Source organism: Paenibacillus sp. cl130 (assembly GCF_900116035.1).
Classification (GTDB): Bacteria; Bacillota; Bacilli; order Paenibacillales; family Paenibacillaceae; genus Paenibacillus; species Paenibacillus polymyxa_B.
Genome location: NZ_FOYG01000005.1, coordinates 317,230 through 330,095 on the forward strand (window position 1 = coordinate 317,230; position 12,866 = coordinate 330,095).

Sequence of the window (12,866 nt, forward strand, 5' to 3'; positions counted from 1 at the left end):
GGAGTTAAGGAGTATGAAATGGAATTGGTTGCCCTCACTATTCACGATTGCAAACCTGGGGGCAGGGGTCTTATCCCTGTATTTTACGATTCATGAGCAATACATGACCGCTTTTATTCTCGTGGTGGTGGCTGCTTTATGGGATGTATTAGACGGTTTGCTGGCAAGGCTGTTGCATTGCTCCAGTGATTTTGGCAAACAGCTCGACTCGCTGGCGGATGTTGTCTCATTTGGGGTTGCCCCTGCTTTCTTGATCTTGTTATACAAACTGGGAGATACCCATTGGATAGGACCGCTTGTGGCTGTTTTGTTTGTCATATGCGGTGCGGTAAGATTGGCAAGATTCAACCTAATGGCTTTTAGCAAAGGCTTTGTAGGTATGCCGATTACGGCGGCGGGTGTGATTTTGTCCTTTATGTTTTTATGGAGTGAGCATTTGAAGCCGGGGTTGTTGCTTGCATTAATGGTAGTGCTGTCGTTCCTGATGGTTAGCCGTATTCCCTTTCCGTCCTTCAAAAAATAATCGGTCAGGAGGTGGCTCTCCTATGGAATGGGTCATCAGCATGATTACACAATACGGATATATCGCTATTTTTGCTCTTCTTGCTCTTGGGATTATCGGTCTACCGGTTCCGGATGAAATTATTATGGTTTTTGTCGGCTATTTATCCTCTATCATGGTACTGAATTATTCGGTGTCTATATTAGTCAGCTTCATCGGTGCAATGACAGGGATGATGATCAGCTACACGCTAGGCAAAAAGCTGGGTCAGCCGCTGGTGGATAAGCACGGCAAGTGGGTTGGATTGACACCGAAGCGATTTGCAAGAGTTAAGGGGTGGTTTGCGCGTTTTGGGTTATGGACCATTTTGTTTGGTTATTTTATCCCAGGAGTCAGACATGCGACAAGCTATTTGTCGGGCATTAGTGCGATGCCTGTCCGAAAATATATGCTGGTGGCAAGCGCAGGTTCTCTGATATGGACGCTTATCTTTATCTCCATTGGTTATATTGCAGGGGCGAATATAAACTTTCATTAAGGTGACCTCAAAAGTAATGTAGCATTTTTCACGTATACCACCGATAATATAAATAAAGATACTGTACAACCAGTGAGGGGATCTGTATTGAATGCATTAATGAAGTATATTGAGAAGTTACCTAGTTTTCTGCAAATGATCTTGAATATCTCGCTGTTTCTGGTCGGGCTGATTTTAAGCTTCTTACTTCTAAAAGAAACATGGTCCATTTTTTCTTATGTTTTTTTGTACACAGAGGCCGACAAAAATTACTATGAATTCACGGAAGAGTTGCTTGTGTTTTTCTTGTATTTTGAATTCATAGCATTAATAGTTAAGTACTTTAAAACCAATTTTCATTTTCCATTACGTTATTTTATCTATATTGGGATCACGGCTGTCATCAGGCTCATTATTGTAGATCATGATGATGCTAAAAATACATTCTGGTGGTCTATTGCTATCCTAGTCATGGTAGGTTCTCTATTGATCGCTAACAGTAAATTGATAAAAAGAGAAAATTGATGCTCAGGAAGATTGCAAAGTTGACAGTCAAGTGGGAAAGAGGGAATAAAGACGAATGGTAAGAAACTGGATGAATCATGCGGGCGTCAGGCGGGTAGCCGTCCTTGCGATAATCGTTTTACTGTTGTTTATGTTAAGAAGCATGATGAATATTATGTTGTTAACACTGCTGCTTACGATCTTGATTGGTAGTATATATAACGGAGTGAATAAGCTGGTCAAGCGGTTCGTCAATGTGCCGTCGATGATCGTGCTGCTACTGGTGTATGGGTTGCTAATTCTGATTATGGTGTGGGGCGTTTACAGAATGGTGCCGCTAATCGTTGTACAGGTCAAGCAGGTGTATCTCATGATTCAGCAAGCGTATATGTATCCTGATCGTAATCAATGGAACGAAACGATTATCGAATTTATGGACACGCTGAATGTTCAGCGGCTATTTGAGCCTGGCCTGAGTGCAGTGATGAAGGTCAGTCAATTGGGAACACAGCTTCTGGTGTCGATTATTTTGAGCTTGTTCTTCCTGATGGAAAAATCATATATTACACGTTTTACAGCTACGTTTGTAGATAGCAAGCTGGGTTGGTTTTTCAAGGAAGTGGGTCATTTTGGCCGTATGTTTCTGGATACGTTCGGGAAGGTATTGGAGGCTCAACTACTGATTTCACTTATTAACTGTATATTGACCACGATTGCGCTCTGGATTATGGGCTTCCCTAATCTGCTCGGTCTTGCGCTCATCATTTTCGTACTTGGATTGGTTCCAGTGGCAGGTGTGTTTATCTCACTGGCACCGCTCGGCCTGATCGCTTTCAGTGTCGGCGGCATTCAATATGTGATTTATCTAGTTATTCTGATTGTGGTGATTCATGCGATTGAGGCCTATTTCTTAAATCCGAAGCTGATGTCATCCAAAACGAATTTACCGATCTTCTTTACCTTTGTCGTACTTATTTTCTCTGAGCATCTGATTGGAATTTGGGGCTTGATTGTAGGTATTCCGTTGTTTGTTTTCTTCCTTGATCTGATTGGGATAAAACGCAAGCAAGAGAAGGATACTTGATTCAGCACTACAGATTCCACCCTTGTATAGTGACTATTGATTCATCACGAATGCCTGCGAAGCCGCAGGCATTTTTTTATTGCCCTTTTGTTCATAGGAAAAAATCGCTGACGCTCATCATCATGCAGAAGGTGTCCAACGGCATTATCAATGCACTCTCACTTACTTTTTAATTCTCTTGTTAGCTATAGTACACTGAATATGCAAGATTAGATCAAGTTAAAAGAAATGAGATGATCGGATGGAACAGAAAATTAAGGTATTGGCTATATCGGGTAGCCTTCGTCAAAAGTCCTCCAATACAGCGCTTATGAAGGCTACTATTGGGCTGGCTTCTGAAAATATGATATTCACAGTCTATGATGGATTGGGGGATCTCCCGCATTTTAACCCTGACTTGGATGTAGATGAGGGGTCAGCTTCCGTAAAAGAGCTACGGGAGCAATTGAAACAAGTGGATGGAGTACTGATCTGTACACCGGAATATGGGAATGGTGTGCCGGGTGCTTTGAAAAATGCCTTGGATTGGCTCGTATCTTCAGGTGAATTTGTAAATAAACCTACAGCGGTCATTAGCGCGTCACCGTCTCCTATGGGCGGCCATCTTGCGCATGCCTCGCTGCTGCTCACATTGCAAATGATCAATGCACAGATTGTGGAGAATGGAAAGGTCATTATTCCGCATATCACCTTGAAGCTAAATCAGGAAGGTGAAATTACAAACGCTGAAACTAGGCAGGAGCTAGAAGCATTACTTCAAGGGCTTGAGCAAGCATGCTCAAGCACAGGAACTCTTTAGATTTTTGAAGTTTAATAAAGGAAAAGCAGCGGCAGTCTAAGATTTCATTTTCACCTTCGAAGCTGCCGCTTCCTCTTTTAATTGATTTTAAAGTTTGAATTTTAGACAGTGTCCAATAAGCTCTCGTATACCTTTAATCGGGCATATACCGTTTCGAGTATGGGGTAAACAGTATTACTGGTTGCAGCCAATGCAAGCAGTGAACCATGTAGATGACTGGCTTCAACCGGAAGCTTTTTAAGCATATCGCGTTGCATGGATGACATCATCTCTGGTCGTAAGGATTCCATCGTTTTCAGTGTATGAGCTTCCATCTCTGAATCAATCGGCATCCCCGCGTTGCGAGCAAGTGTGACAATCTCATGCAGCAGCTTTTCGTAAATAGCACGTGACTCTGCCGTGGCAAGTATAGTTCCGACCGAGGCATCCATCAGTGTTGTAATTGCACTCAAGCTGGCAACGAATATATATTTCTGCCAAACTTCACGCTGGATATCGTGGCTTCGTGCCACTGTGAAGCCTGCATGATCAAGATGATTCAGCAGCAATTGTGTACGCTCTGAGTGCACTCCGTTCCATTCACCGAAGACGATACGGTGGAACGGACTTGTCTGAACAACAGAACCATCATGATCCAGCGTAGTTTCAATATAACAAAGTCCGCCCAGCACTTTTTCAGAACCGAATTGCTTGCGCAAAAAGTCAAAATGTTCGTAACCATTAAGTAACGGAAGAATCATGGTATGATCACCGATATAAGGCTCAAGATCGAACTGCAATTGGGGAAGATGATACGCTTTGACCGAAATGATAATACAGTCGAACGGATCGGCGGCTTCACCATTTGTAATAGCACGGATTGGCGTCTGGAAATCTCCATGAACACTTCTAACAATCAGACCGACTTCTGCCAACTGAGATTTTTTTGAAGGGCGTACGAAGAAGGTCACGTCTTCTCCTTTTTGAACAAGAAGTCCCCCGAAATAGCCTCCAATCGCCCCTGCACCTACAATCAGAAATCGCATTATAGGGTCCCTGCCTTTACTTTTGCATTTCCGTATAATCCTTCTACTACGTTCTCATCTGCCTTAAAAACATGCTCCTCGCCTGGAAAAGAATGATTCTTCACGTCTTCGACATATTGCCCGATGCTGTTGCGAATCAAAGCACCTATATCCGAATAGGTTTTTACGAACTTTTTCTCCCGGTAAGGAGCTGAGTATTGTAACATGTCATGATACACCAAAACCTGGCCATCACAGTATCTCCCTGCACCGATGCCTATGACCGGAATAGATATTTCTCGGGTGATGCTCTTCGCCACTTCCTCTGTCACCAGCTCCAACACGATGGCAAAAGCTCCCGCTTGCTCCAGGGCCCGGGCATCATTTAGAAGGCGCTCAGCGGCCTGTGAGTTTTTACCTTGAATGAAGTATCCGCCGATTTGATGCACAGACTGTGGTGTAAGTCCGATATGCCCCAGTAGTGGGACGCCGGATTGAACAATTCGCTTCACGGTGTCGCAAATTTCCATGCCCCCTTCTAATTTCACGGCATGGGCATGTCCCTCTTGCATGAGCCTGCGCACATTAGTAAGGGCTTCTTCACTACTCCCGTGGTACGTCATAAATGGCATATCCGCAACAATAAAAGTATGTTCCGCACCGCGCACGACAGACCGTGTATGATAGACCATATCATCCATAGTGACGGGCAGTGTGGAGTTATAATTAGATAACACATTACCTACGGAATCACCGACAAGGATGATATCGATCCCGGCTTCCTCAGCCAAACGAGCAGATGGATAGTCATACGCCGTAATCATACTTATAGGTGAACCTTCTCGTTTCATTTTCTTCAATTGCAAAATATTAAGTGCTTTCGAGGTTGCCATGGTTGCATTCAAATCCTTTCCTACCTTTATTTTAGATCACAAAAAAAACCTTTCAGCACATGGCTGAAAAGGTCCGAAAGGCAAAAAAAGAGTCAATTTGCGACCGTTCTTTTGTCTCGGTCCTTGCGGATCAGAGCAAAATCCAACGAGTTCACCTCCATAGGCTCACACATCTACATATTGAATTACAGTAACTAGAGTACCGTTCGAATGTATCGATACAGCCTCTCACGGAAGTATACCAAAATATAGGGCTGTTGCATAACATTCTCTACTATATGAACAAAACAAGCCCCTCCAACTTCCTATTCGGAAGTGAAGGGCTGTCAGCTTGCAGATACAGTATGTGAAATATCGCTAAATCTTTAGGACGTGTATGAGGTCACGGACGGTCGATAAATTCATATAGAAAGGATTGACCCTCCCGATAGAATTCTAATTGTAACATGGGACTATTGTATGTGGAGAGCGTGATATAATAGGGCACAAATCGTTTTATAGATGATGACTCAAGCAGAGGAGTGAAGGCTGGTGTATGAACAAATTGTAGCGTATGGTCTGAGCCAAAAAGAGGCTGTTAAGGATTATCCATTCGGTGCTGAAACGCTAGTACTGAAAGTTGGAGGCAAGATGTTTGCTCTATTATCTGAAAAGGACGGCATTAGCCATCTATCCTTGAAATGTGATCCGATCATTGCGGTAAATCTGCGTGAACAAAACAAGGCAATTAAGCCAGGCTATCATTTAAATAAAAAGCATTGGAATACGATTGAGGTTGATGCTACCTTCCCACTGGAGGATTTGTACAGCATGATCGACCATTCGTATGAGCTAGTCTTCAAGAGCTTAACCAAAGCGCAACGCGAAGCGATTACGATGAGAATACGGGCAACGGATTTGTAAAGGGCTGGTGAAGCCCTTAGGTTGTATCCAAAAATACTTACTAACATTATTATAGTTTTACTTGACAGAAAACACGAATAGATATATTCTTAATTTAAAGATAATTCATTTGAAAATAATATCAAGGAGTGGAACTTAACATGAGCGAACTGGTGAATATTATTCAAGAGAGAAGATCAGCTTCTAAATTTATTCCTGATGTTACTATAGATGCAAAAGAACTAGAAGAAATATTTCAGTTGGTGAAGTTTGCTCCATCGGCTTTTAATTTACAGCATACGCGCTATATCGTAGTGCAGGATGCTGATACCAAACAAAGACTGCATGATGAGGCAAGTAAGCAGTATAAAATATTAACGGCTTCGGCGACCATTGTAGTGCTGGGGGATACAGAAGCTTATACCAAGGTAGCTGACCTCAACGAAGGATTCCTGAATTTAGGTGTCCTAAGCAAGCAGGAATATGATAGTACGGTGGAATCGGTAACTCAGTTTTATCGCGAGCGGGGACCTGTCTTCCAGAGAGAAGAAGCGATCCGTAATGCCAGTCTGTCGGCTATGCAATTGATGTTGATTGCCAAGGACAAAGGCTGGGATACTTGCCCGATGATCGGTTTTGATCCGGCGAAGGTGCAGGAAGTACTGAATATTCCAGAGCAATTTGTACCCGTGATGATGATTACCTTGGGTAAAGAGGACGAATCGGGTCAGCGGGCACGGGGATACCGCAAGCCGGTTGGACAATTTGTCAGCTACAATGGATTTTGAAATTTGTAAATCATTTGTGTAAATAAATCATCATGTTAATGAAGGAGTGATAAAGATGTCATTGAAAACCGCTGGAATTCACCATATCACGTCCTTTGCAGGAGACCCGCAGGGCAACGTTGATTTTTACGCAGGCGTACTTGGTTTGCGATTGATTAAAAAGACGATCAACTTTGATGCTCCAGAAGTATACCATTTGTACTTTGGTAATGAAGAGGGCAGCCCGGGAACGATCATTACCTTTTTTCCAGCTCCGGGTACACGCAAGGGTAAGATTGGAGGTGGACAGGTCGGGATTACGACGTATGTCGTGCCGTCCGGTGCTTTGGAATACTGGGAAAACCGTCTGCACAGCTTGAAGGTGTCTTTCACGAAGGCCTCTCGTTTTGGCGAGTCATTCATCCAGTTCCGAGACAACGAGGGCTTGCATCTGGAGCTGGTGGAGCGGGAAGATGGCCCGGTGAACACGTGGACAGCTGGCGGCGTGCCTACGGATAAAGCTATCAAGGGCTTTGGCGGGGCGGTACTGTACAGTGCGGATTCCAAGCATACGCAAGAGGTGTTGGAGAACGTCCTGGGGATGACTCCCATCGGAGAAGACGCAAATGCAGGCTACATCCGCTATCAGGCGACAGGTGATTTGGGCAACCTGATCGACATTCCGGTCAAAGATGTCCCGTGGGGGAATGGCGGCGCCGGTACGGTTCACCATATTGCCTGGCGCGCGCAGGACGATACGGAGCATCAGGCGTGGAACGAATGGGTTCATCAGCATGGTTTTGGGACCAGTGGTATTGTAGATCGCCAATACTTTAATGCCGTATACTTCCGCGAGCGGGGCGGTATTTTATTCGAGATCGCAACCGATCCACCCGGATTTACCGTGGATGAGGAATTGAATGAGTTAGGGCACAAGCTGATGCTGCCTGAATGGTATGAGCCTCAGCGCACCCAGATTGAGTCTAACCTGGTTCCCATTGAACCTAGAGTATTAAAACAGGATTAATCTGCTCGATCCAAACAATCATATTTAGAAGCAAAAAGGTCCAATGCGGGAAGATTTCTACCGTGATTGGACCTTTTTTTGCATGTGGAATTGTCATACTAACGTATAAATAAGCGTGGAAGAGTTGGCTAGATCATGAGCAGTTCACGAATCTCCAGCTCGGTCAGTGCCGAAAGGGTTTCTTGCCCCGGTTGAATGACCTGGTCGATCATGTTTTTCTTTTTTTGTTGCAGCTCATACATTTTATCCTCTACCGTGCCTTGGGCGACGAGACGAATAACCTGTACGACTTTTTTCTGACCCATTCGGTGTGCGCGGTTGGTAGCCTGCTCCTCTACAGCGGGATTCCACCATAGGTCATACAGAATGACTGTATCTGCGCCGGTGAGGTTCAGGCCAGTGCCTCCTGCCTTTAGGGAAATCAGGAACAGCTCGCGTTCTCCTTCGTTGAAGCGACTGCACAGCTCGACTCGTTCCGGAGCGGGAGTCTGCCCATCCAGGTAAAAGTAGGACACCCCTTCTCGAGCAAGCTCGCGTCCGATCATTTGAAGCATCGTAGTGAACTGTGAAAAAATGAGCATCCGTTTCCCGGAGCTGAGACATTCCGTAATGATCTCCAACAGCTGTTCAAATTTGGCGGAGCTTCCCGTATACCCTTCGATGAACAAGCCCGGATGACAGCAGAGCTGACGAAGTCGGGTCAGACCTGCGAGAATTTTGATTCGATTTTTCTGAAATCCTTCCTCGTTGAGATGCTTCAACGTTTCATGCTGGAGCTTGGCCAGATAGGCTGTATACAACTTTTTTTGATCTGGCAGAAGCCGGGATACCTGCACGGATTCGATTTTCTCCGGCAGCTCCTTGAGGACATCGCTCTTAAGACGGCGCAACAGAAACGGACGAACCCGCTTGGCAATCACATTTCGAGGCAGGTTGTGAAACACTCTTTTCCCACCGGGAAATAGCGCAGGAAATACAACGTCGAATATGGACCATAACTCTTCCAATGTATTTTCTATAGGCGTTCCTGTCAGGGCAAAACGGTAACGGGCTTTTACATCCTTAACAGCTTGTGCCGTCTGGGTGGCATGGTTCTTGAAAGCCTGCGCCTCGTCCAGTATGAGCGTATGAAACGATGGCTTGCTGTACACATCTGCATCGCGCCGTAGCAACGGGTAGGACGTAATGACGACGTCATAACTGGCGGCATCCCGTATGATCCGGCCGCGTTCTTCTGGGCTGCCATCTGCGATAGTGACGCGGACGTGTGGAGCAAATTTCTCCAGCTCATTCCGCCAGTTGTACACCAGTGATGCAGGGGACACGATCATGGCTGGAAGCTGCTGGCTGCGAATCTCCGGCAATACTGAGACGAGAAAGGCGATACTTTGCAGCGTTTTACCCAGCCCCATATCATCTGCCAAAATGCCCCCAAAACGGTAATGCGCCAATGTCTTAAGCCATTGAAAGCCGTAAACCTGATAATCTCTCAAGATTGGAGCAAGCACGTCTGGAACTGGAAAGTCGAGATGGTCTGGGTTACGTATATTTTCCAGCAGCTGGCGAAAGGTTTTACCCAAAGTCAGGTTTTTCCCATGATCGTGAGGATCAATTAAATACAGTCCTTGTGTGACGGGAACACGAATTTGCGCTGCATCCAGATCACTTTTACGGATACCTGTTTCATTCATGAACCGAATCAATTCCTTGTACTCCTCTGTTTCCAGCGGCAGCAAGGCACCATTAGGCAGACGGTGATATCTCTGTTTTTCCTCTAACGATTTGAGCAGTTTGCGAATTTCTGGTTCCGGAATGCCCTCCATATCAAATTTAAATTCAAGCCAATCCGTACGTTCATCCCATTCCGCCCGTATCCTTGGGGTAGGCAGAGTATTGTTTATTTTCGCTTTGACTGCACCTGTAGCATAGACGTCCAGCAGCTTTTCCAGTTGAGGAACAGTATGGTACAAAAAATCATACTCTGCATCTTCATCTTCCATAAAATATCCGCTGTCTGTTCTGGCAAAGGAGCTATGCTCCATCAGTTCCAAAATACGCTGCTCCTGTTCCCCATCACGTATCAGAATTCGGTCGTTACCAGGCGTTCGTGCATCTGTTTCCAGCGGGTTGATGATGATATCCCCATATTGGAACTCCAGCCCTGCCAGTAGCTTGTCTCTTACCCGGTCCAGATATAGCTTTGCCTTCAATGGCTGCTGTGTGACCCGATCTGAGACGGACCGAGTCATATGAACACGTCCGAGCTTCATTAACCCGGGTACAACCTTGTCCATAAAAGATTCCATCTGCTCTGGCGCAATCAGAACTTTTCGCCTGTGGTGTACCTCTACCATCCGTTTTAGCTCGGACAAACGCCGTAAGGGATCGGCCTTCTGTTTGACAAGCTTGCCATCGGCAATGACGACACCATAGTCCTCCATGATGGTCAAGTCATCCAATCCTTGTATGCTTAGCTGGTAGCCTTCGGTTATGGCCCCGGCCTCATCAAATTCAAATTGCAGTGGAAGCATCAGGTCGGACTGGGGAATACCCTCACTCATGTTTCCGTGAATTTCAAAGTAGACGCCCTGTGCTGTTGTCAGCAAGGGGAGCAGCTTTTCCCAAGCCGCAGGCGGAATGAGGAGCATTCGCTCGCCGCTCATATGGCTACTGGAAGATGAATACGTGCCTGAGGTTTCCCGAATCATACGCTCATGGTGGCACACCTGGGATAATTGCTGGAGAATAGCGTCATGTTCAGGTCGGAAGCGGTACAACTCAGGCTCGTACGAGAAGCTTTTCGTGAACATGTAGCTACCCCCACGGTCAATACTATCCAGAAACGGACGAATTTTCTGGACGATATATAATCGTTTGGGGCCAGCCTTCATTTCTACACCAAACATATATTTTTGGTAACCGTAGGCAAAAGGCCGGATGACGAATTGAAAATCCAAGACCGCACGAGTATCCAGCAGGGTAGGCGTGCTGCGAAGCGGTCGCTTGCGGTCAAATAGTTTTAACATACTGTCGGTCAGCTGGAGATCCCCTTGTGTGATGTCAGAGGATCGTGCCGTTTTAGCAGTGTAATCATACGGAGCATCTGTAGATGTGTACATCCCGTCTGAATCCATGCTTCCTGCTGTATCTGGGGTAGTACCGGGATGAAGTCTGGAGGCGTAGGAGCGTACAGACAGACTTTTTCCACGGCGTATATCATGGGCGTTAAGGAGAACAGCAGCGATATGTTTGCAATATCGTCCGGTGTTCTGAAATGTGCTACAGGTGCACTCTGCTCGGATACTTCCATTGGATCGGATCATCGCCGCAACAGCATAAAAGCTGCTTCCTTTGACCGTAGCTTCGTATACCCCTTCATCATGATCTATTTGTGTAAAGGCCACTCTTTTGGCCCGGTAATAGGCATCCCCGTCGTCATAAGCAGCTTGACTGCATAGTTGTCTGATGGCTCGCCGGGTAAGTTCAAAACTCATGATTCGTAATCCTTTCCTGAGTTATTCCGTTTTCTTACATGATAACAGAACAGACAGGAGGATGGACACTTGGGCGCGAAACGTAACTTTACAAAAAAAGGAGAGCAGAAAAAAACAGGCCTTGGTCCGTCATTGAACCAAAGCCTGCCAGGTGGCTACAGCTATATTATATGTCGGGCAGTCCTTCTTCTTGCTCATGGACACCCAGCGCGTTACGTGCCATCTCCATATATTCATCTAGCCCGGATTTGAGGGCGAATTCGGCGATAAGCACAGGGTAAGCCGCGGTCAGTTCAACGATATGTTCGATCATACGCGGCCATACACGTCCGCCTGCTGCCTCGTAAAGCTTCAATAAACGAGTAAGCTCTACTTCTCCGAACAAAGTATAGTAACTCGTAAAATCAATCGCCGGATCAGCTACTTCGGCCTCGGTCCAGTCCAGCATTCCAGTAACCTCTGTATTCGAAGAGACTAAAATATGGCCTGGGTGCAAATCGCCGTGTACAAGTGCGGAATATTCCGGCCAGTAGCTATCGTCTGCCAGCCAGGTTTGCCATCGTTGCCATAGCTCGCCAGATACACCAAAGACGCTCCTTATTTCCTTCATCCGCTGGGCCATCAATTGCCGAACTTCGTCGTGCTGCTTTACGCGGACATCGAAATCTGCTGCCTGTTGGTGATCCATCCGGTGCAACGCGGCTAAGGCTTTAGCGAGCGAAGCAACGAATCTTTCCGTCAGAGCCTCAGGATTGATGAACCATACGTAGCTTTTTGTTTCCATATCAATGGTAGCGGCAGGAGTGCCCTCCAGTTGAGGGTAGGCGATGAACTCTGGACGATACACTTGCCAATCCGGTACCGCTACAGGAAGAGTATTCCGAATCAACTGAAGCACTTTGTGCTCGTAAGCGGCTGATTGGACCACATCTGTTCGTCGCGGTGTACGTAGAACCCAAGGGGTACCCTGAATGTCTTTGGCGAATAGTGCCCGAAAATCTAGCCCGGACTCGTTGATCTCTAATCCTTCATGTAGTATGTGAAGCCCGTTGCTTTTGGCAAGGGCCAATATATCACTAACGTCTTTTGAGTTAGTCAAGGAACGCTTTTCAGTCATATGAAACACACCTCATTGTTCAGATTTAGTTTAAAAAAAGGTAACTTAAACAAGCCTCAACCTTCCATATAAAAAAACGGGTTGAGCTTCATTGAAAAGCCTATCCTTTTATCTGAGACGCATGTAGTGAGTACACATGAAAGAGCAAACCTCCTTTACAAAATAGGGCATCTAACCCAGCACCAATATAACATCCTACATTGGAGGATGTCTACAATACGAAGAATAATATAAATGGCTACCCCAGTTCGCTTATCTGTGGGTTAGAGAAGTTTT

General features: G+C 45.7%; 12 protein-coding genes. 8 read left to right on the forward strand and 4 right to left on the reverse strand.

Annotated elements, in window-relative coordinates; all coding sequences use genetic code 11:
• Positions 1-13: 13 nt before the first annotated feature.
• The 5 genes from pssA to BM358_RS16105 all read left to right on the forward strand — a co-directional run bounded on the left by pssA (position 14) and on the right by BM358_RS16105 (position 3,406).
• Positions 14-523, forward strand: coding sequence for a CDP-diacylglycerol--serine O-phosphatidyltransferase (gene pssA, locus BM358_RS16085; protein WP_023986912.1), 510 nt, complete (start codon positions 14-16; stop codon positions 521-523).
• A gap of 22 nt (positions 524-545) precedes the next feature.
• On the forward strand, positions 546-1,040 hold the full coding sequence (locus tag BM358_RS16090) for a DedA family protein (protein WP_013308662.1): 495 nt from the start codon (positions 546-548) through the stop codon (positions 1,038-1,040).
• An 87-nt stretch (positions 1,041-1,127) separates the two neighbouring features.
• On the forward strand, positions 1,128-1,544 hold the full coding sequence (psiE, locus tag BM358_RS16095) for a phosphate-starvation-inducible protein PsiE (RefSeq protein ID WP_025723919.1): 417 nt from the start codon (positions 1,128-1,130) through the stop codon (positions 1,542-1,544).
• A gap of 55 nt (positions 1,545-1,599) precedes the next feature.
• On the forward strand, positions 1,600-2,607 hold the full coding sequence (locus BM358_RS16100) for an AI-2E family transporter (RefSeq protein ID WP_023986914.1): 1,008 nt from the start codon (positions 1,600-1,602) through the stop codon (positions 2,605-2,607).
• Positions 2,608-2,848: 241 nt separating this feature from the next.
• Positions 2,849-3,406, forward strand: coding sequence for an NADPH-dependent FMN reductase (locus BM358_RS16105; RefSeq protein ID WP_028541058.1), 558 nt, complete (start codon positions 2,849-2,851; stop codon positions 3,404-3,406).
• Between the two features lie 101 nt (positions 3,407-3,507).
• Here the strand turns inward: BM358_RS16105 and BM358_RS16110 are convergent, their stop codons facing one another.
• A complete protein-coding gene (locus BM358_RS16110; RefSeq protein ID WP_028541057.1) occupies positions 3,508-4,431 on the reverse strand; it encodes a ketopantoate reductase family protein in 924 nt (307 codons plus the stop codon).
• Positions 4,431-5,303 (reverse strand): 3-methyl-2-oxobutanoate hydroxymethyltransferase, encoded by an 873-nt coding sequence (panB, locus tag BM358_RS16115; RefSeq protein WP_028541056.1) that lies wholly within the window; start codon positions 5,301-5,303, stop codon positions 4,431-4,433. Before panB ends, BM358_RS16110 begins: the two co-directional genes overlap by 1 nt.
• Before the next feature lie 531 nt (positions 5,304-5,834).
• Between panB and BM358_RS16120 the strand changes: the two genes are divergently transcribed.
• From BM358_RS16120 to BM358_RS16130, 3 genes are all read left to right on the forward strand, one after another.
• Positions 5,835-6,206, forward strand: coding sequence for an MmcQ/YjbR family DNA-binding protein (locus BM358_RS16120; RefSeq protein ID WP_023986918.1), 372 nt, complete (start codon positions 5,835-5,837; stop codon positions 6,204-6,206).
• A gap of 140 nt (positions 6,207-6,346) precedes the next feature.
• Positions 6,347-6,973: a nitroreductase family protein gene (locus BM358_RS16125; RefSeq protein ID WP_023986919.1), complete on the forward strand. Its 627-nt coding sequence runs from the start codon at positions 6,347-6,349 to the stop codon at positions 6,971-6,973.
• Positions 6,974-7,028: 55 nt separating this feature from the next.
• Positions 7,029-7,979, forward strand: a complete 951-nt coding sequence (locus BM358_RS16130) for a ring-cleaving dioxygenase (protein ID WP_023986920.1) — start codon at positions 7,029-7,031, stop codon at positions 7,977-7,979.
• 128 nt (positions 7,980-8,107) lie between these two features.
• Here BM358_RS16130 and BM358_RS16135 read toward each other — a convergent pair whose 3' ends face one another.
• Together BM358_RS16135 and BM358_RS16140 are read right to left on the reverse strand one after the other, a co-directional pair.
• Positions 8,108-11,473, reverse strand: a complete 3,366-nt coding sequence (locus BM358_RS16135) for a DEAD/DEAH box helicase (protein ID WP_028541055.1) — start codon at positions 11,471-11,473, stop codon at positions 8,108-8,110.
• A gap of 166 nt (positions 11,474-11,639) precedes the next feature.
• Positions 11,640-12,590 (reverse strand): macrolide 2'-phosphotransferase, encoded by a 951-nt coding sequence (locus BM358_RS16140; RefSeq protein ID WP_049828370.1) that lies wholly within the window; start codon positions 12,588-12,590, stop codon positions 11,640-11,642.
• Between the last annotated feature and the right edge of the window lie 276 nt (positions 12,591-12,866).